Below are 18,948 nucleotides of genomic sequence, written 5' to 3' on the forward strand. Positions count from 1 at the left end.
CAAGTAAAAGACCAGAAATTTCGAAAGCTTGAAAAATGACTTTCGGATTTTCTGGTCTTTTTGACATCTAGAAAGGAAGTATAAATTTCCCTAAGAAAAACACTGATTTGACTGCTTTAATATTGCCTGCCACTTTCTAAGTGCCATACTTTACGCATAAGCTCTTCATGACATGAGCCAAAATCTTAGTCTGATGTCTAGGACTGAAAGATTCCTTTAGCTTTTCTTTTTTCTTATAGTAGCTAGTTTTGTTGCACAAATTGATTTCTATTTAGCTACACAAAATTGATTATCCCGTCTATTTTTTTGGAAGTTTAAAAATCAATTTCGTGACGCAACTTTTTTAGGCAAATGTGCCCAATAGCTCGGTGCTGGAAGTGACGAGGCTTATTTTGGGATAAAGTTTTGTCATGAAGATGCGGTGTAATTCTTCATCGCGGCTACTGCAAGCATCCTCCACTACAATGACACGATAGCCGAATTGATACGCATCTAAAGCGGTAGCGTAAACACCATTTTCTGTTGCCACGCCAGTTAGAATTAAGGTATCAATGCCCCGTCGGCGTAATTGCAAGTCCAAATCTGTGCCAAAAAATGCCCCCGGATTGTGTTTGGTAATGGTAACGACATTTGCTTTAGTTGAATTTTCTATTTTAAGAGCAAGTTCGTCATAATCTTTGGCTAATGTTAAAGGTTGGCGCTTTTTTAAATCAAAATTCAAGTAACCAAAAGTAGTGGCGTCTACTTTAACCAAAGCGACCAAGCCAAGTTTTTCAAGCAACGCAGCTACTAGTTGCTCATTTTTTTGAAGAACTTCACTAGCCAAATAAGGAGTTAAAGTGCCGCTGTTTAAAATTCCTTTTTGCAAATCAATCGCGACAAAAGCGCATTTTTTTAAATTGAGGGTTTCAATCATATTAATACCTGCTTTCTTTTAATTGGGGGAAATTTGTTGCATAGTTCAAAATATTTAAAACGATGAATAAGGCAGATACAAAAAAGACATAGCGATAATCAAAGTAAGCTGATACAGTCGAACCGATTAAAGGTCCGCCAATAGCGCCAATGGACTGCATCGTTTGGTTATAACTAAAAATCCGTCCGGTTGCTTCTTGGGGGCTATTTTGCGACAAAATAATTTGCACACTAGGGGCTAGTGCCGAATCGCTCACACCGATAAACAGCCGCAGCAAGATAACTTGCCAAATTGCGTGGCTAAAACCTAATGTCAAATAGATGGTAAAAGATAAGACAAGGCCAAAAAGTAAAATTTTATATTGGCCAATTTTGTCACCTAAACGCCCGAATAAAGGGGCAAAAAACAACATGACGACCCCTGGAGCAGAGGCAACGATACCGCTGTAAATGGTAACAAGTTGTGGATTATGTACGAGCTGACGAACATAAAGACTTAAAATTGGGCTAATGGATTTATCGGTTAATTGCAAAATCGTCGTAGTCAAAAGCATGGCAATGATTACTTTAGGATGGTCAATCACTTGGGTTAACGCTTTAGCACTTAAAACTTTGTCTTTTGGTTTTGGCGTAAAATGTTCTTTGACAAAAAAGACGGTCAATAAGAAAACAAAAAACATAATGATACCAGTAATCCAAAAAGTCATCTTATAACCGGCATGGGCAACCACAACACCACCAAACAACGGACCTAACAAGGTGCCGGCTACAGTCCCGGTAGAAAGAGTACCAAGTACACGACCAGAATGCTCTTTTGGGGTAATAATAGCCATTAAGGCAACTGAATTACTGGTGTATCCAGAAAAAGCACCTAATAAAAGGCGTAAAATAAGTAATTGCCAAGCCTTCGTGACAAAGCCCATGGAAAAAATCATAATGGCCATACCTAAGCTAGCGCGAAGTAACATGGGTTTGCGCCCTTTTTGATCGGCTAGCTTGCCCCATAAAGGTGAAACAATCGCCATGGTAATAAACGTGCTAGCAAAAATTAAACCAGATTGGAAACTTAATTCCTTTTTTGTGAAGACTCCTAGAGTATCTACGTATAATGATAAAAAAGGTGAAATTAAACTAGAGCCAATTCCAGTCATAAAACTACCAAACCATAAAATAAGGAGGTTGCGTTGCCAGAGCTCACCACTGGCAAAATAATTTTTAAATTTTGTCAAAACAGTCACTTCACTTTCGTTCCATAGATTAAACTACGATTCATAGTTTGTCAACTATCGTTAGTAGTTTAAACAGCTTTATGGTAAAATAGCCGCGAGGAGGGGCTTTTATGAAACGGCGGGATTTAACACCGGAAAAAATCATTTTGAGCTATATTGCATTAGCAGAAAAAATGGGCTTAGCCCAAGTAACATTTCCCCGCTTAGCTGAAGCGTTAGGGATTAAACCACCATCTTTATACAATCATTTTAAGAATTTAACGGACTTAAAAGTTCATACTGCGATTTTTCTCCATGAAAAATTACATGAATATTTGACCACACAATTGATGGGCAAGACAAAAGAAGTAGCCTTATTAACCTATGGTGAGTCTTATCGAACTTTTGCTTTGAAGTATCAAGCGGTTTATGAATTGTTAAATACGATTCCAAGCTTCAATAATGACGCACTCCTTTTAGCAGGGCGGAAAAATACAGTCTTATTGTCCCAGCTCCTTTTCTCTTTTGGATTATCTGAAGAAGAAGTTTTGATGGAAAGTCGAGGATTTCGTAGTCTTCTTCATGGCTATGTTAGTTTGAGCCAGTTGGGTTATTTTCAAAATGCGATGCTGGATGCAGATGAAAGTTTTGTCGCAGTATTGGTACAATTTGTTGAAACGATTGAAAAAAAAGCTGAAAATAGCCATCATTAAGTTGAAATACTTTCGTAAAGTTTGCGGCATAATTTGGCTAGAGGAATAAGCTAGGTAGAAAATTACTTGCTCATGCAGTTGGGTAATTTTTAGCTTGAAGGATTAATTAGGGGTAATTTTACATTAGCGCAGCAATACAGCAGATAATAAAATGATGACGTATATTTTTTATTGGTTTTGCGATTAGAGTGGTACTTTTTTATAAGCCAGATAAAATTTTTTATCTCTTTTAAGGGGCAAGAAGGCTTTGGTCATAGAGCTGATCTTTTCTCAGTTTAAAAAATCGGGATGCAAAAGGACTATTTCTGCTAATTCCGATTTTTTTTCATGCCTTTTTCTGTTTAAGTCTGTTACAATAGAAAAGTAAAAACTGTATTAGTTTTATTTTACAAAGTAAGGGGGAGAAACGATGAAAATCACCTATCACGGTCATTCCGTAATCGCTGTCAAACTAGAGGATGGTACGGATTTATTATTTGACCCATTTATTACTGGTAATCCTAAAACAGATTTAGTAGCAGAAAAAGTACAAACAGATTATATTTTGGTAACTCATGGACACGAAGATCACGTCGGAGATATGGTACCAATAGCCAAAAATTCAGATGCGACTATTATTGGCATGGTGGAGTTATGTGCTTTTGCCAAAAAGAATGGCGTAAAGCACACGCACGGTATGAATATTGGTGGCAAATTTGATTTTCCTTTTGGTCGGGTGAAGATGGTCCACGCCCAACATAGTTCCGGTTATGAAGTTGACGGCCAAATGCTTTACTTGGGGGAAGCGTCAGGCTTTATTGTTCAAGCAGAAGGTAAAACAATCTATCATGCAGGAGATACTTCAAACTTTGGCGATATGGCACTTTTTGGGGCCGCTTTTTCAATAGATGTCGCTTTTTTACCCATTGGGGACAATTTCACGATGGGGCCTACTGAGGCAGCGTCGGCGGCGAAACGATTAAATGCCAAACAAGTAGTGCCGATTCATTACAATACTTTTCCGTTGATTGAACAAGATCCTAAAGCCTTTGCAGCTCTTTTACCAGCTGGCGTGGGCAAGGTGCTTGAAGTGGGAGAAAGTATGACTTTATAAGAAATGACAAAGAGGTTAATAAGCGCTGTGTAGAAAATTTTACACCGTAACTAGGAGTGGGAAAATGGCGACAAAACATGATTTAATTTTGGCTCATATTGAAAGCTTGCCAGTGGGGGACAGAATTTCTGTCCGTGGGATTGCCAAAGCACTAAATGTTAGTGAAGGAACTGCCTATCGGGCGATCAAAGATGCTGAAAATATCGGTTTAGTTTCAACGATTCAACGAGTTGGTACCATTAGAATTGAACGAAAATTAAAGAAAAACATTGAGCGCTTAACCTTTGGTGAAGTTGTCCAAATTATTGAAGGGGATGTTTTAGGCGGTAAAGCCGGTTTAAATAAGGTTTTACATAAGTTTGTGATTGGTGCCATGAAAGAAGATGCGATGGCCCGTTATATCACACCGGGTTCTTTGATGATTGTTGGTAATCGCGAAGGTGTGCATCGTTTGGCCTTAAAAGAAGGTGCGGCCGTTTTAATTACCGGTGGCTTTGATACTACAAGTGAGATTTGTCGGCTAGCTGATGAGGTGGAAATGCCAATCTTGCGGACAACTTATGATACTTTTACTGTGGCAGCGATGATTAATCGTGCTTTAAGTGATCAATTGATTAAAAAAGATATTATGTTAGTGAGTGATATTTTCACACCACTAGAAAAAACATCTTATTTAGATATCACTGCGACGGTTAAAGATTATAAGCGTCTAGCCGAAAGTACAACGCATTCTCGTTTTCCAGTCGTTAATAAAAATATGCGCTTGGTGGGGATTGTTACGCCAAAAGATATCTTGGAAAAACAAGATAATCAAGCGATTGAACGGGTCATGACAAAAGAAATCAGTTACGTTAAGCGGGAGATGAGTGTGGCTTCTGTCAGTCATCAAATGATTTGGGACGGCCTAGAAGTTATGCCGGTTGTATCTGATGACTTAGGGTTAGTAGGGCTTGTTTCCCGCCAAGATGTCATGAAGGCGATGCAACTTGTGCAGCGGCAACCACAAATCGCAGATACCATTTCGGATCAAATTACCGGCGATATTCAGTTGATAGACCAAGATAGTGAAGGCCATAAATTGGATAAACCCTATTATACTTTTACAGTTACGCCGCAAATGGTCAATGAGGTAGGAACGATTTCTTTTGGTGTTTTAAATGAAATTGTTGCTAATACAGCAAAGCGTGCCTTACTGCAACAACAACGGCGCAATACCTGGATTGAACAAGTGAATATGCATTATTTGCGTCTGATTCAACTGGAGAGTAAAATAGCAATTCATACCCGCATGTTAGAGTTGGGGCGGCGGAGCGCGAAGTTGGAAATTGAAGTTTATTTAGAAAATACATTGGCGGCCTTGGCGATCGTTACTTGCCAAGTTTTAGAGCGACCATAAGTTAAGGTGAGAAAATGAATATCAGACATGAAATTTTAAAAGCAATTGAAGAATACGATCGAATTATTATTCATCGTCATATGCGACCAGATCCCGATGCATTAGGGTCACAAGTTGGTTTGGCGGAAGTTCTGCGTGCCAGTTTTCCGACAAAAGAAATTTATCAAGCCGGTGGTCCGGTTGAAGGGTTGAACTATTTGGCAGAAATGGATGAAGTAGCAGATGCGCTTTATGAAGAGGCATTGGTAATCGTCACTGATACGGCCAATTCTCTGCGAGTTAGTGATCAGCGTTATGCCAATGGTGCTAAATTAATTAAAATCGATCATCATCCTAATGATGAGCCTTATGGAGATTTAGTTTGGGTCAATACCAAGGCCAGCAGTTGTAGTGAAATGATTGCAGATTTTGCTTTTTCATTTCCTGACGTTTTAAAAATTAGTGTGGCAGCGGCACGATTATTGTATGCTGGAATCGTTGGCGATACTGGGCGCTTTTTATATCCAGCGACCACTTCTTATACGTTAGAAATTGCCGGTAAATTACTGGATTTTGGTTTTGATGCAGCCAAGCTAAATCGTGAGTTGCAACAAATTTCCCTGAAGGTAGCGAAGCTTTCTGGCTATGTTTATGAAAATATTGAAGTGGATGAAAACGGCGCAGGACGGGTTATTTTACCCCAAGAATTATTAGATAAATTTAGTGTGGTAGACTCAGAAACTTCCCATGTTGTATCTTTACCTGGAACAATTGATGTCACGCTAGCTTGGGGGATTTTCGTCCAACAACCAGAAGGCTATTACCGGGTACGTTTACGTTCAAAAGGTCCAGTAATTAATGAAATCGCTAAACGCCATCACGGTGGCGGGCATCCTCTAGCTAGCGGTGCCAACGCCAAAGACTTAGCGGAAGTTGCTGAAATTTATCAAGAAATTCAGGCTGCTTGTCGTAAGTATATCAAACAGTAAGAATCATCTTCATTTTTAGTACAAATAAAAAATACACCTGCTGATTATCGCTACGTACCAAATGGCCGAGTGATAAAAGTTGCAGGTGTATTTTTTTCCTGTTTAAAATTTTGGGGAAGTTTTTTTACTGGTTAAAGGAATTTGCTTTTTGTAGGGCTGTGAAATTAATATAATCACATCCCTTATTTTTGAAGAAAAAGAACACTTCTGTCCCAACCTCGTTTACTTAGTCTAAATCTAAACCTAAGACGGTGTTATAAGCTTGCTCGTTGTGTTCACATTGATCCATTCCCTGCAACTCGTCTAATTCAGAAACCCGCAATGGGATTAATTTTTTGATAATACTGATGATGATAAAGCTCATCGTACCTGCAAAGGCAATGGTGATAACAATACTAAGAAGTTGTGCTACGAATAAATCTGTTTGGCCAAAAATTAAACCGCTGCGTCCGCCAACACTAGGGTCAGCAAATATACCTGTTATAATTCCACCGAAAATTCCTCCGATACCATGACAGCCAAAAGCATCTAAGGCATCGTCAAAGCCAAGTTTTTCTTTCACAAAACGAATACCATAATAACAAACCGGGCTAACTAACACGCCAGTTAGTAATGCCGATTGCATGGAGATAAAACCTGCACCTGGGGTAATAGCCACAAGCCCGACAACAGCCCCGGTACATGCACCTACGATTGATGGTTTGCCATTCACTAATTTTTCTAATCCCATCCATGAAAGCATGGCAGCGGCAGCTGCCGTGTTGGTGGTTAATAAAGCGTGAATTGCTAGGCCGTCTGCTGCTAAAGCACTACCGGCGTTAAAGCCAAACCAGCCTAACCATAACAAGCCGGTACCTAAAACAATAAATGGAATGTTATGGGGAATATGTTCGACTTCCTTTCGTTTACCTAAAACAATTGCTAAAACTAAACCAGAAATACCAGAACTGATATGAACAACATTCCCACCAGCAAAATCAACAGAGCCAATTTGATCTAAGAATCCACCGCCCCAGACCATATGAGCCATTGGTGCGTAAACAACAACTAACCAAACAGCTAAAAATAAGAAGATAGCGGAAAAACGCATTCTGCCTGCGACGGAACCTGTTAAAATGGCTGAAGTAATCAGAGCAAACATCATTTGAAACGCAGCGAAAAGACCCTCTGGAATACCGTCACCTTTTGTCATGGAGACATGTTGGAAAAATAGTTTATCTAAATTTCCAATAAAAAGGCCAGTGCCGCTAAAAGAAAGGCTGTAACCAATTAAAATCCAAATGACTGAAGCTAGTCCCAATGTACAAATCGACATCATCATTGTGTTTAAAATATTCTTCTGACGGGAAAGCCCACCATAAAAAAAGGCTAAAGCGGGGGTCATAATGAAAACTAAACCGGTACAAATAATGATAAAAGCAATATTTCCTGTATTCATTTGCATTCCTCCATTTCTTTATGTTAGAAATCGTAACACGTCATTTTACTGATTTCCAGTATTTTGCGGCAATTTTAGAAATTTTCTGAAAATTAATCACTGTTTGTGTTAGGAAATATTACATTGACGAAGGATTTTTAAGTATAAAACAAGATAAGCACACAAAAAGACACTTTATTATCAAACTAACGTGTCTTTTTGATAATAAAGTGCAGAAATTTTTATTGCAGTAAAACAGGGCGATTTATCCCCGTAAATCATCGAGAAATTCGGTTTTACTGACAGTTTTTTCGTCTTTTGTTTTAATGACTTTTGCAGGCGAACCAGCAACAACGCTCATAGCTGGAACATCTGCTGTTACGACTGAACCAGCTGCCACAACCGCCCCTTTGCCAACGCGAACGCCTTCTAAGACAACGGCGTTTGCGCCAATCAAAACATCGTCTTCAATTACAACTGGATCTGCTGAAGGTGGTTCTAAAACACCAGCTAAGACAGCTCCAGCTCCAATATGCGCGCGTTTTCCTACAGTTGCGCGGGCACCTAAGATTGCGCCCATATCAATCATAGTTTCTTCGCCGACCACAGCTCCAATATTAATTACAGCCCCCATCATGACTACCGCATTTCTTTCAATTACCGCCTCATCGCGAATAAAAGCACCAGGTTCGATTCGGGCATCGACTTTGGTTAAGTCGAGTAATGGGACTGCAGAATTGCGCCGATCGTTTTCAATGTAGAGATCTTCAATCTTTTCAGGATATTTTTTCAAGAATTCCTGAATGTCTTGATTATCCCCAATGAGTACCCAAGAATTATAATCACCAAATATTTTTATTTTGTCGTGGCTTAAACCACCAAAATTACCGCGAACATAAGCTTTTACCGGCGTTTTTTTCTCGGCATCTTTAATATATTTAGCTAGTGCATAAGGATCAGTAAAGTGTAAATCTGACATTTGTTAACCTCCTAATAAATTTTTTTTAGGCCAATAAATCTTGCATATTATATAAGCCCGCACTTTGCTTTAATAAAAATTCCGCTGCTTTTAGGGCACCGTTAGCAAAAATGTCGCGGGATAAGGCAGTATGTGTAAACTCTAAAATCTCATCTGAACCGGCAAAAATTACCGTATGCTCACCTGGAATACTGCCACCTCTGATAGCGTGAATTCCCATTTGACTTAAAGGATTTTCTAAATCATTGCCAGCTCTGCCAAAAAGATAGTCCTTTGGTTTAGTTAAGGAATCATTAATACTATCGGCGAGTAACAGTGCTGTACCACTAGGAGCATCTTTTTTCTGGTTATGATGTTTTTCGATGATTTCAATATTAAAATCGTTTTCTAAAGCAGGGGCCACAGACTGTAAGGCTTTAATTAAAACATTGATCCCTAACGACATATTGGCAGAATAAAACACCGGAATAATTTGACTTGCTACAGGCAACATGGCTTTTGTATCATCTGTTAGCCCGGTTGTAGCAATAACGATGGGCAAATTTTTAGCAACACAGCTGTTGATTAAAGCAGGCACGGCGCTGTAATGGGAAAAATCAATCACGATATCTATTTTTTCGACTACATCAGCTGCAGCAGCATAAACGGGAAAATCGGCCTCTTTATCTAAGGTGTGGTCAAGACCTGCGACAACTTGTAAATCTGGATGTGCTGTAATTAATTTTTGCAAAACTTGACCCATTTTGCCATGACAGCCACTCAATAACACATTTTTCATGGAAAACTCCCTTCAACATTTAATCTTAAAGCTTGAAATAAGAAAAGCTGAACCAAAAGGCACAGCTTTTTTAATTGGTAATCGACATGTTAAAGTAAACCGTAGTTTTTCATTTCGGTCTTTAATAATTGTAACGTGTCTGGTTCGGGTTTGTCTAATGGAAGGCGATAATTCAGGTCACATTTTCCTAAAAGGTTAACGGCGGCCTTAACAGGGACAGGATTCACTTCTTTAAAAATAGCTTGGATTAAAGGAAGTTGCTCGATTTGGGTTTTTTTAGCAGCTGTTATATCCCCATTTAAGAAGTCATGTACCATTTGGGAAGTTTCGGCAGGTAAAATATTGGCGATAGTTGAAATGACACCTAAACCGCCAACCGATAAAAACGGTAAGACTTGATCGTCATTGCCCGAATAAACGGCAAAGTTATCATCGGCCAGACTACAAATTTCCACCACCTGAGAGATGTTGCCACTGGCTTCTTTAATGCCGACAACATTCGGAAGTTCTTTTAGTTTTGCTACCATAGCAGGGTTTAAATTTAATCCTGTTCTTGCCGCGATGGAATATAGAATAATCGGAATGTCGACGCTGTTGCAAATTGCTTCATAATGTTTTATTAGGCTACTGTCTGTGGCTTTGTTGTAATAGGGCGTAACGACAAGCAGTCCATCTGCGCCTACACGCTGGGCTTCTTTTGATAAGTGAATGCCATGTTGCGTATTATTTGAGCCAGTCCCACCAATAACAGGGACGCGTCCGGCAGCCTGTTTTACAACTGTTTCAATTACTGCAATATGTTCTTCATCTACCAGAGTAGAGGCTTCACCGGTTGTGCCACAGGCAATGATCGCGTCAATTCCCTGTGCAATTTGCCAATCCACGAGTTGTTTTAACTTATCGAAATCTACCGTTTGATCTGCTTTCATTGGGGTAACAAGGGCAACGCCAGCTCCTGTAAAAATTGCCATATTAACACATCCTTTTTTTTAAAATATTTACTTTCTAGTTTTTTCTAGGTAAAATAGAGAGAAATTAAGAAAATATTCAGAAAATATTTTTTATACGGAATTTTCAACTATTTACAAAATAATATACTATAATAGCAAGAAATAGCCAAGTTTATTCTGTAAATAATGAATATTTTTGCAAATGTAAATAATGAGAAAATTGACAGAAAAACAATTTCTTTAAAAAAAGAGAGAATAAAAGTTGCTATGACGTGAATTTTTACCAAATAAAAAAACAGCGATCAAAATTAAGCTGTTAGACCATTTTTGATAAAAATTGCAAAAATGATTCATACAGTTAAAAATGTGAACGAGTAAGTTGATCATGAAAAACTACCTGTGGAATTGATTTGATTAAAAGTCAGGTTTAAAACTTCAAAAGAGGGTGAGTCAAAATGGAAATCCGTAAAGAAATCACAGCGTTATTGCCAGAAGTAACGAAATTCCGTCAAGATCTACATCAAATCCCTGAATTGGGCTTACAGGAATTTAAAACCTGTCAATATTTAAAAGGGGCACTAGCTAGTCTTGGTGTGAGGGAAGTCCATGAAGTTTTAGATACGGGCTTAGTGGCTGTTTTTCGTAGCGGCAAGCCAGGAAAAACTTTAGCTTTTCGGACAGACATTGATGCATTGCCGATAACAGAAGAAAGCGGCGTCGCATTTTATTCCCAACACGAAGGACGAATGCACGCGTGTGGCCATGATGGTCATATGGCGACGATGTTAGGCTTTGCAAAGTATTTAAGTGAACATCCAGATGAAATAATCGGAACGATTGTTTTGATTTTTCAACCGGCTGAAGAAGGCCCTGGTGGTGCGCAGCTGATGATTGACGCGGGTGTTTTGGAAAAATTTAAAGTGGAACAAATTGTAGGTTTACACGTTTTTCCAGATTTTGAAGAAGGCGTTATTGCATGTAAAAAAGGTGGTATGATGGCCCGCAATGGTGAAGTTAATATCACAGTCTATGGTAAAAGTGCCCATGGTGCTCAGCCGCAACAAGGAGCTGATGCAATTTTAGCAGCTTCGGCAATCATTCAAGGCCTGCATTCAATTGTTTCACGTAATTTAAGTCCACTTGATTCAGCTGTCTTAACGTTTGGCGAAATTCACGGTGGGGACGCAATGAATATTATTCCCGGGAAAGTAGAACTTCATGGTACAACCCGCGCATTTTCAGATACAGTCTATGACAAATTAACCAATCGGGTCACGACTTTAGCGACCGATATCGCACAAGCTTATGATTGCCAAGCTGAAGTTGATTTTAATCATATGTATCGCGTCGTAGATAATGACGCCAAAATGGTGGATGCTTTAAAAGTGGTGGCAGGAGATAGTTATCTTGAATCTGCGCCTTATTTATTAGCAGAAGATTTCTCAATGTTCCAACAAAAAATTCCCGGTCTCTTTTTCTTTGTCGGTATTCGCAATGAAGCCACAGATGCTATATATCCGCTGCATAGTAACAAATTGCGTTTTGATGAAAAGAATTTATTAGGCGGTATTCAATGTTACGTGGATTTAATCAATGTTTTAAATGAAAAAGGGGCGTGAAAAGATGTTTCTAGGTACAAGTAAAAATGGTCATCTTTATTGGGATGGCTGTGACATGGTTAAATTGGCTGAAAAGTATGGCACACCATTATATGTTTATTCCGAAAATCTAATTCTAAAAGAATGCCAGGCCCTAAAAGAACAGTTTTTAGATAAATATCCCCATACGCGGGTAGCCTACGCGAGTAAAGCCTTCAATACGATTGCGATGTTGCAATTAATCAATCAAGAAAATTTGTCTTTAGATGTGGTTTCTGGGGGGGAATTATACACGGCAATCGCTGCTGATTTTCCAGCAGAAAAAATTGAATTTAACGGAAACAATAAGTCAGTGGCAGAATTAGAAATGGCGATTGATTATGGCGTGGGTCGAATTATTGTGGATAGTTTACAAGAAGTGGACTTGATTCAAAGTATTTGCCGCAAGCTGCATAAGAAAGCACAGATCATGTTTCGCATTACCCCAGAGGTCAATGTTAAGACCCACGCTTTTATTTCAACTGGGCAAAAAGATTCTAAATTTGGGATTCCCTTAGCACCAGAAATTTTATACCCACAAATTGAAAAGGTGTTTGCTTCAGAAGAGTTGGAATTTTACGGGTTTCATTTTCACGTGGGAAGTCAATTAAGTGATAATAGTGCTCATATCGCAGCTTGCAAAGTTGCCTTGAATTTAATGCTTGAAGTGAAAAAACGCTACGATTATCAAATTAAAGAGTTGAACTATGGCGGCGGGTTTGGCGTTTGTTATACCAAAAAAGATGTGCGCAAACCCTATCATTACTTTTTAGATCCAGTCATGGCATTGACCAAAGAATTTTGTCAGGAAAATAATTTAATCGTCCCAGAAATCGTAATTGAACCCGGTCGTAGCATTGTCGCCGAAGCGGGGATAACATTGCATACGATTGGCGCGATTAAAGAATTACCTGGTTTAAGAAAATATGTCAGTATCGATGGCGGTATGACCGACAATATCCGCCCAGGACTTTATGAAGCGGAGTATACGGGGATTGTAGCCAATAAAGTTGACGAAAAACTGAGCCAAAAAGTAACAATTTCTGGTAAAGCCTGTGAAAGTACAGATTTATTGGTGAAAGATTTATCCCTTCCAGAAGTTGTTGCAGGTGACATTTTTGCAACCTTTACAACCGGAGCTTACGGGTATTCAATGGCGAGTAATTACAATAAATTACCATTACCCGCAGTCGTTTTTGTTAAAGATGGCCACGAACAGGTGGTCGTAAAACGACAAACTTATGCTCAAATGATTCAAAATGAAGTGAAAAGATAACTAAGGGGGCAAGCAGATGGAAATTCCTTTTGTCAAAATGCAAGGAGCGGGCAATGATTTTATCATCATCAATAACCTTGCGCTAAACTTAAGTAAAAACGAATTAAGCCAACTTGCTAAAGGCGCATGTCGTGCGCATCTTTCATTAGGAGCAGATGCGCTCATGGCAGTAGACAAAGCCAAAGCAGGGGGCGATTTTCGCATGCGTTTTTACAATGCTGATGGTACTGAAGCAGAAATGTGTGGCAATGGTGCCCGGTGTATTGCCCGATATGCTTATGAAGAAAATTTAGCTCCAGCAGAAATGAAAATTGAAACGATGGCCGGAATGGTACCCGCTTGGCACTTAAATAAAACGACCTATAAAGTGCAATTAAATGATGTAACGAGATTTGAAGAAAAAAACTTTGCTAAAAAGACGGTATATTATGTTGAATTAGGCAATCCTGCTATTCCTCATTTGGTGATGGCTGTTTCTAATTTAGCTGAAAAAGACTTAGCTGATTTGCGACCATTAGCCAAACAACTGCGTAACTGGCAAGAATTGCCCAAAGGTGCGAATGTTAATTTTTATGAGATTGTAGAAGATGTGGTAATTGTTCGTACTTATGAACGAGGGGTAGAGGATTTTACTTTAGCCTGCGGCACAGGTTCAGCTTCTGTAGCCTACGTTGTAAAACAGCGGCAAAATCAGTTTAAAAATCCGGTTGCATTAAGAACATTAGGTGGTAAGCTAGAAGTGCAGGTACAAGCCAAGCAACTTTTTCTAACCGGTGGTGCAGCTTGGATCGCAAAAGGAGAATTAAGTGAAGAAGCGCTTTGTTCGGATAAAATTTAAACAGAAATTTGGTGGAATATGTTAGAAGCAATTATTTTTGATATGGATGGCGTACTGATTGATTCAGAATATAGCTATTTTGAAGCCAAAGACAGTATTTTAAAAGATGAAGGAATCACTGTTCCCAGCAGCTATCACAGTAAATTCATGGGAACTTCTTACCAATACACTTGGGAAACTATGAAAAAGGAACTAGCACTGCCACAAAGCCCAGCTTATTATAGCGCTGAAATGGTGAAGCGCCGGCAAGAAATAGTAAAACGAGATGGTACTAAGCCAATTAAAGGAGCTGCGGCCTTCGTTAAAGGATTAAAAACGGCAAAAGTGAAGTTAGCAGTGGCCTCTTCCTCACCGTTAAGTGAGATAGAAAAATCGTTGACAGAAATTGGGATTTATCAGGACTTTGAAGTAATTACAAGTGGCGAAGAAGTTGAATATTCTAAGCCTGAACCAGATGTTTACTTACTAGCAGCAAAACGCTTAGCCGTCACACCACAAAATTGTGTAGCGCTAGAAGACTCACCAAATGGCAGCATTGCTGTAAAAAAAGCTGGAATGGTGGGAATTGGGTTTGCCAATCCAGATTATCCCCAATTGGACTTAGCTTCTGATTTTATCGTCACGACATTTTCAGACTTGGATTATGAGAAGTGTCAAAAAATTTATCAAAAATTCCATAAATAAACAACCGTATCACCACAGGATGTAAAAAAACGTAAAAATCAGCTAAGCAGCCGATTCTTACGTTTTTTATTTTTGTCGTTCTTGTTTAATAGATACGGTGTTATTTTTATTTGTATTTTCTGCAGCAGCATAGTTTTCAAAGCGTTTGAAAAGACGTGCTTCAAATTCATTTCGAGGCGTGAAAGTTTTGCATTGTTTTTCTTTGCTAGTTTTTGTTTGTTTCAAAAAAATCAACTCCTATATAAATTTATGAAAAAATAATTTCCTTTGTTGTTGTTATCTTAGCAAGAACCCTTGTTATATAAAAAGGTTATGCTCAAAAATTATAGTTTTATTTAAAAAAGTAAGATAACTTGATTGTCATCAAGTACGCGGGTGATTTTAACCGTTAAACTAAGGGCAAGTTAAGAAAATAAATTTTACTTTTTTGTCAATTAGGGCCACTTTTATAATTTCGCTTGTAACAAGCTATCATCAGAAAATTTGGCGGAAGTTGTTTAGCTTTTGCTGACAAAAGACAAAATAGGAGGAGAGAGTATGAAATATCAACAAAAGGTTTTGCAGCATAAAAACCAACTCGCTTTTTTAGGTGGCGTTTTGATTAGTCTGGCTTTTATTAGTAAGCTCGCACATTTTACAACCGCTTATAGTCTTTTCATGGCACTAGCTGCGATTATAGGCAGTTTGCCAATTTTTATCCTTGCGTATCAAGCATTGCGGGTAAAAGTCATTAGCATCGATTTATTGGTGTCAATAGCAGTTATCGGTGCTTTTTTGATTGGAGAATATAATGAGTCGGCTATTGTGACGTTTTTATTCTTATTTGGCAGTTGGCTGGAACAAAAAACGTTGGCTAAGACCCGTTTGGCGATTAAAACACTCACGCAAATGGCACCTACGACAGCTTTTGTCATTAAAAATGATGAAATTAGCGAAGTGGATGTGGATGACGTTGAAATTTTTGATCAGTTATTGGTTAAAACAGGAGGTCAAGTACCTGTTGACGGCATTATCACCTCAGGAGAGGGCTATTTAAATGAAGCTAGTGTCACCGGCGAAGCTAAATTTGTGCACAAAGAAGCTGGAGCTACTGTTTTTGCCGGCACCTTTTTAGAAAATGGTACGTTGCAAATAGAAGCACAAAAAATTGGTGAAGATACGACCTTTGGCAAAATTATTGAATTAGTCGAAGAAGCCCAAGATTCCAAGTCAAAGGCCGAACGCTTTATTGATCGTTTTGCGAAGTTTTATACACCATTTGTTTTACTTTTGGCTCTAGTTGTAGGACTGATTAGCTGGAATTTATCCTTGGCTATTACCATTTTAGTACTCGGCTGCCCGGGAGCATTAGTCATTGGCGTACCTGTTTCCAATGTGGCTGGAATTGGCAATGGGGCCAAATTTGGGGTCTTGTTAAAAGGCGGCGAAGTTTTAGATACCTTTAGCAAAGTAGATACTTTTGTTTTTGATAAAACCGGCACGTTAACGGCAGGAAAACCCACAGTTAGTGGGATTTACAACTATTATGGTGATAAAGCAGAAAATTTGCGCCTATTAGCTAGCGTTGAAAGACAATCAGATCACCCGCTAGGACAAGCTGTTATTCAGTTTGCAGCTCTTGCAAGTTATTTACCGGTGGAAAAAACAGTTGTCCTAAAGGGTCGTGGTATTAAAGCTCGGATAAACAATCATGAGGTGTTAGTCGGCAACGCCCAACTACTACAAGAAGCAGGGATAAGGATTGATGCAGCCGCAAAAGATCAAAGTTATTTACAAGAAAGTGGCCATTCATTAGTTTATTTGGCACAAGATGGAAAGTTATCACAGCTATTAGGTATTAAAGATCAAGTGCGTCCGAAAGCCCAAAAAACACTTGCACAGCTAACACAAATGGGGGTAAAAAATTTAGTCATGTTGACCGGTGATAATAAAAAAGCGGCTGAGATTGTCGGAAGACAATTGGGAATCACTGAAGTTCACGGCGAGCTCTTACCAGCCGAAAAAGCAGATTTTATCACCAAATTGCAAAAAAATGGTCATAAGGTGGCGTTTGTTGGGGACGGGGTTAATGACAGTCCTTCTATCGCCCTAGCAGATATTGGAATTGCAATGGGGAATGGGACCGATGTTGCTGTTGAAACTTCGGATGTGGTTTTAATGAACTCTGATTTTACCAAACTAGTTCATGCGTATGCTTTAACGAAAAAAACAGTTTGGAATATGAAGGAAAATATTGCCATTGCGATTGGAACGGTAGCTTTTTTATTAGTCGGTTTAATCTTTGGGTACATTTACATGGCCAGTGGTATGTTGGCTCACGAATTAAGTATTTTAGTCGTGATTGCAAATGGTATGCGCCTATTACCATTTAAAGTGGGAAAACTTGATAGCTATCAAGTTTCTAATCCAACAGAAGTTTTACAATAAGTACCATAAAACATAAAAAGGAGAATGTCTGATGGAAAAAGTAATTATTCAATTAGGGGCGCTAACTTGCCCATCTTGTCTACAAAAAATCGAAAGTGCGGTCAGTCAAAAGTCAGGAGTAAGAAAAGTAAAAGTTTTATTTAACGCCAGCAAAGTTAAAGCAGAAATTGATCCAAATGCAGTAAGTGGCAAAGCACTAGCAGATACAATCGAAAAATTAGGCTATGAAGTGCAATCTATTAAAGTGAAGGAAGACTAAATTATGAATGCAGCAGAAAAATATCAAGCAGAATTAATTCAAAGTGAAAAAGACCACCATACACCAACAGCAGGGGCCATGAGTGGACACATCTTAGCTAACTTGTTTATCCAACGTAATAAATTACGTCAAATAAATTACTATTTAAAGGGGCCTGGCAAAGCTTTTAGTGTTGAAATTGCCGCTATTATCAAAAAAGAAGACGAATTATTTGACCGTTTAAATCAATTGTTGTTAGATGAAGGTCAAGTCATTCCCACGACAACAGCCGAATTTACGCAATATACGATGTTAGAAGAAAGCGGACAATTAAAATATGAAGAAATAGATTCCATTTTATTTTCCGCAGTGCAAGATTTTAATACTCAAAATTTATTTGTGGTACGTGGGATAAAATTGGCTGAAAAAGAAGAAAAATTTGCTTTAATGCAATTTTTGCAAGATTTATACGGTTGGTTAAAAGGACAGAGTCGTCTTTTTCAAAGTTTTATCGGTCATGACGCATTAGAAGGTTTACTGCTAGAAGATGACGATGACGACGACTAACGTTTAATTAGCTCCAAAAAGGAGGAGAGCTCGTGGTTTTTGATCACTTATGTGTTACACTGGTGCCTTTATTTAATCATTTAGATAAAGAAGATCAGGCTAGAATTAATCAACTCCTGCATCATCAAGTTTTTCAAAAAGGCGAACAAATCACAACGCCGACTGGTGAAGCGCAACTGGTGATTGTTGCCAGTGGTAATTTAAAAGTTTATCAACTATCAGCAGCTGGAAGAGAACAATTATTGCGCGTGGTAGAACCTGGGGGCTATGAAGGTGAGAACTTGCTTTTTGGAGCTAGCAATGACAACTTGTTTAGCGAAGCACTGCAAGAAACAGAAGTTTGCATCTTGAAACAAGCCGATTTTAAACAGTTACTGATAGATTATCCAAAGCTCAGCTTGAAACTTTTAGAAATTAATGCCAAGAAAATGACAAAAGTAGAACAGCAAAGTCAATTTTTAACGATGGAGAAAATTGAAGAACGCTTGGCTGTCTACTTGTTGGATTTGAGCATTGCCGAAAATAGTGATGAGGTTACAATTCCTATGAAAATGAAAGAATTGGCGGCTTTTTTGGGAACTACGCCAGAAACTCTTTCCCGCAAAATGAAGTTGCTTGAAAAAAGACAGCTGATTTTGCGAAAAGGCTATCAGATTAAGCTTTTGAATAAAGACGGATTAGAAGACTTATAAAAAAAGCTAGGTCATCACAGATAACTTTAAATTAAGCAGGCACTTTTACAAAATTGCTGCTAAAATTTTTACAAGTGAAAACGGCGATTGCCAATTTTAGCACGGGCCAGCTTCAGGGCTGAAGGATTCGTTTCGCCTTTCTTATTTATAAGAAATAAAACACTGAATAAAA

19 protein-coding genes are annotated in these 18,948 nt (G+C 38.6%); 12 read left to right on the forward strand and 7 right to left on the reverse strand.

The genetic code is table 11. The features are described from left to right. Window positions 1-343 precede the first annotated feature (343 nt). Window positions 344-916 carry an isochorismatase family protein gene (locus AC6R0T_RS03165; RefSeq protein WP_303753272.1) on the reverse strand — a complete coding sequence of 191 codons (573 nt, stop codon included), beginning with the start codon at window positions 914-916 and terminating at the stop codon, window positions 344-346. Between the two features lies 1 nt (window position 917). Continuing rightward, a complete protein-coding gene (locus AC6R0T_RS03170) occupies window positions 918-2,144 on the reverse strand; it encodes an MFS transporter (protein WP_242595915.1) in 1,227 nt (408 codons plus the stop codon). A gap of 110 nt (window positions 2,145-2,254) precedes the next feature. Between AC6R0T_RS03170 and AC6R0T_RS03175 the strand changes: the two genes are divergently transcribed. The 4 genes from AC6R0T_RS03175 (at window position 2,255) to AC6R0T_RS03190 (ending at window position 6,293) form a co-directional block, all read left to right on the forward strand. Next, complete coding sequence (locus AC6R0T_RS03175) at window positions 2,255-2,836, forward strand: TetR/AcrR family transcriptional regulator (protein WP_303753271.1); 582 nt, start codon at window positions 2,255-2,257, stop codon at window positions 2,834-2,836. 409 nt (window positions 2,837-3,245) lie between these two features. After that, window positions 3,246-3,929 carry a metal-dependent hydrolase gene (locus tag AC6R0T_RS03180; protein ID WP_303753270.1) on the forward strand — a complete coding sequence of 228 codons (684 nt, stop codon included), beginning with the start codon at window positions 3,246-3,248 and terminating at the stop codon, window positions 3,927-3,929. A 64-nt stretch (window positions 3,930-3,993) separates the two neighbouring features. Beyond that, entirely contained in the window at window positions 3,994-5,325 is a 1,332-nt protein-coding gene (locus tag AC6R0T_RS03185) for a DRTGG domain-containing protein (RefSeq protein ID WP_206905799.1), read from the forward strand. A gap of 14 nt (window positions 5,326-5,339) precedes the next feature. Then, entirely contained in the window at window positions 5,340-6,293 is a 954-nt protein-coding gene (locus tag AC6R0T_RS03190; RefSeq protein ID WP_303753269.1) for a DHH family phosphoesterase, read from the forward strand. A 226-nt stretch (window positions 6,294-6,519) separates the two neighbouring features. On the opposite strand, the gene AC6R0T_RS03195 is transcribed toward AC6R0T_RS03190, so the two are convergent. From AC6R0T_RS03195 to dapA, 4 genes are all read right to left on the reverse strand, one after another. Continuing rightward, entirely contained in the window at window positions 6,520-7,731 is a 1,212-nt protein-coding gene (locus tag AC6R0T_RS03195; protein ID WP_303753268.1) for an ammonium transporter, read from the reverse strand. Between the two features lie 244 nt (window positions 7,732-7,975). Next, entirely contained in the window at window positions 7,976-8,689 is a 714-nt protein-coding gene (gene dapD, locus AC6R0T_RS03200; protein WP_303753267.1) for a 2,3,4,5-tetrahydropyridine-2,6-dicarboxylate N-acetyltransferase, read from the reverse strand. A 25-nt stretch (window positions 8,690-8,714) separates the two neighbouring features. Beyond that, on the reverse strand, window positions 8,715-9,467 hold the full coding sequence (gene dapB, locus AC6R0T_RS03205; RefSeq protein WP_206905810.1) for a 4-hydroxy-tetrahydrodipicolinate reductase: 753 nt from the start codon (window positions 9,465-9,467) through the stop codon (window positions 8,715-8,717). A gap of 89 nt (window positions 9,468-9,556) precedes the next feature. Then, the gene (dapA, locus tag AC6R0T_RS03210; RefSeq protein WP_303753266.1) at window positions 9,557-10,438 is read right to left on the reverse strand and encodes a 4-hydroxy-tetrahydrodipicolinate synthase; all 882 of its coding nucleotides are present in this window, start codon (window positions 10,436-10,438) and stop codon (window positions 9,557-9,559) included. A 434-nt stretch (window positions 10,439-10,872) separates the two neighbouring features. On the opposite strand from dapA, the gene AC6R0T_RS03215 reads away from it, so the two are divergent. Genes AC6R0T_RS03215 through AC6R0T_RS03230 form a run of 4 tightly spaced genes read left to right on the forward strand, consistent with a single transcriptional unit; the run spans window position 10,873 to window position 14,852 of the window. Beyond that, window positions 10,873-12,036 carry a M20 metallopeptidase family protein gene (locus AC6R0T_RS03215; protein ID WP_303753265.1) on the forward strand — a complete coding sequence of 388 codons (1,164 nt, stop codon included), beginning with the start codon at window positions 10,873-10,875 and terminating at the stop codon, window positions 12,034-12,036. Beyond that, entirely contained in the window at window positions 12,020-13,330 is a 1,311-nt protein-coding gene (lysA, locus tag AC6R0T_RS03220; RefSeq protein WP_526159679.1) for a diaminopimelate decarboxylase, read from the forward strand. Before AC6R0T_RS03215 ends, lysA begins: the two co-directional genes overlap by 17 nt. 16 nt (window positions 13,331-13,346) lie before the next feature. Then, window positions 13,347-14,168: a diaminopimelate epimerase gene (dapF, locus tag AC6R0T_RS03225; RefSeq protein WP_303753263.1), complete on the forward strand. Its 822-nt coding sequence runs from the start codon at window positions 13,347-13,349 to the stop codon at window positions 14,166-14,168. An 18-nt stretch (window positions 14,169-14,186) separates the two neighbouring features. Further along, window positions 14,187-14,852, forward strand: coding sequence for an HAD family hydrolase (locus AC6R0T_RS03230; protein ID WP_206905826.1), 666 nt, complete (start codon window positions 14,187-14,189; stop codon window positions 14,850-14,852). A 66-nt stretch (window positions 14,853-14,918) separates the two neighbouring features. Here the strand turns inward: AC6R0T_RS03230 and AC6R0T_RS03235 are convergent, their stop codons facing one another. Further along, on the reverse strand, window positions 14,919-15,077 hold the full coding sequence (locus AC6R0T_RS03235) for a hypothetical protein (RefSeq protein ID WP_282461503.1): 159 nt from the start codon (window positions 15,075-15,077) through the stop codon (window positions 14,919-14,921). Window positions 15,078-15,389: 312 nt separating this feature from the next. Here AC6R0T_RS03235 and AC6R0T_RS03240 point away from each other — a divergent pair, with 312 nt between their 5' ends. Genes AC6R0T_RS03240 through AC6R0T_RS03255 form a run of 4 tightly spaced genes read left to right on the forward strand, consistent with a single transcriptional unit; the run spans window position 15,390 to window position 18,776 of the window. Beyond that, window positions 15,390-17,279, forward strand: a complete 1,890-nt coding sequence (locus AC6R0T_RS03240; RefSeq protein WP_282461502.1) for a heavy metal translocating P-type ATPase — start codon at window positions 15,390-15,392, stop codon at window positions 17,277-17,279. A gap of 31 nt (window positions 17,280-17,310) precedes the next feature. Beyond that, on the forward strand, window positions 17,311-17,538 hold the full coding sequence (locus tag AC6R0T_RS03245; RefSeq protein WP_303753262.1) for a heavy-metal-associated domain-containing protein: 228 nt from the start codon (window positions 17,311-17,313) through the stop codon (window positions 17,536-17,538). Between the two features lie 3 nt (window positions 17,539-17,541). Then, the gene (locus AC6R0T_RS03250) at window positions 17,542-18,084 is read left to right on the forward strand and encodes a ferritin-like domain-containing protein (RefSeq protein WP_282461501.1); all 543 of its coding nucleotides are present in this window, start codon (window positions 17,542-17,544) and stop codon (window positions 18,082-18,084) included. A gap of 32 nt (window positions 18,085-18,116) precedes the next feature. Further along, the gene (locus tag AC6R0T_RS03255; RefSeq protein WP_206905839.1) at window positions 18,117-18,776 is read left to right on the forward strand and encodes a Crp/Fnr family transcriptional regulator; all 660 of its coding nucleotides are present in this window, start codon (window positions 18,117-18,119) and stop codon (window positions 18,774-18,776) included. Window positions 18,777-18,948 lie beyond the last annotated feature (172 nt).

This window comes from Enterococcus sp. S86.2 (assembly GCF_059834485.2).

Excerpts from the sequence above, each read along its gene's own strand:
- AC6R0T_RS03190 (WP_303753269.1), top strand. The coding sequence starts at position 5,340 with ATGAATATCAGACATGAAATTTTAAAAGCAATTGAAGAATACGATCGA.
- dapD (WP_303753267.1), bottom strand. The coding sequence starts at position 8,689 with ATGTCAGATTTACACTTTACTGATCCTTATGCACTAGCTAAATATATT.
- dapF (WP_303753263.1), top strand. The coding sequence starts at position 13,347 with ATGGAAATTCCTTTTGTCAAAATGCAAGGAGCGGGCAATGATTTTATC.
- AC6R0T_RS03215 (WP_303753265.1), top strand. The coding sequence starts at position 10,873 with ATGGAAATCCGTAAAGAAATCACAGCGTTATTGCCAGAAGTAACGAAA.
- AC6R0T_RS03230 (WP_206905826.1), top strand. The coding sequence starts at position 14,187 with ATGTTAGAAGCAATTATTTTTGATATGGATGGCGTACTGATTGATTCA.
- dapA (WP_303753266.1), bottom strand. The coding sequence starts at position 10,438 with ATGGCAATTTTTACAGGAGCTGGCGTTGCCCTTGTTACCCCAATGAAA.
- AC6R0T_RS03250 (WP_282461501.1), top strand. The coding sequence starts at position 17,542 with ATGAATGCAGCAGAAAAATATCAAGCAGAATTAATTCAAAGTGAAAAA.
- AC6R0T_RS03165 (WP_303753272.1), bottom strand. The coding sequence starts at position 916 with ATGATTGAAACCCTCAATTTAAAAAAATGCGCTTTTGTCGCGATTGAT.
- AC6R0T_RS03245 (WP_303753262.1), top strand. The coding sequence starts at position 17,311 with ATGGAAAAAGTAATTATTCAATTAGGGGCGCTAACTTGCCCATCTTGT.
- AC6R0T_RS03185 (WP_206905799.1), top strand. The coding sequence starts at position 3,994 with ATGGCGACAAAACATGATTTAATTTTGGCTCATATTGAAAGCTTGCCA.
- dapB (WP_206905810.1), bottom strand. The coding sequence starts at position 9,467 with ATGAAAAATGTGTTATTGAGTGGCTGTCATGGCAAAATGGGTCAAGTT.
- AC6R0T_RS03240 (WP_282461502.1), top strand. The coding sequence starts at position 15,390 with ATGAAATATCAACAAAAGGTTTTGCAGCATAAAAACCAACTCGCTTTT.
- AC6R0T_RS03180 (WP_303753270.1), top strand. The coding sequence starts at position 3,246 with ATGAAAATCACCTATCACGGTCATTCCGTAATCGCTGTCAAACTAGAG.
- AC6R0T_RS03195 (WP_303753268.1), bottom strand. The coding sequence starts at position 7,731 with ATGAATACAGGAAATATTGCTTTTATCATTATTTGTACCGGTTTAGTT.
- lysA (WP_526159679.1), top strand. The coding sequence starts at position 12,020 with ATGAAAAAGGGGCGTGAAAAGATGTTTCTAGGTACAAGTAAAAATGGT.
- AC6R0T_RS03175 (WP_303753271.1), top strand. The coding sequence starts at position 2,255 with ATGAAACGGCGGGATTTAACACCGGAAAAAATCATTTTGAGCTATATT.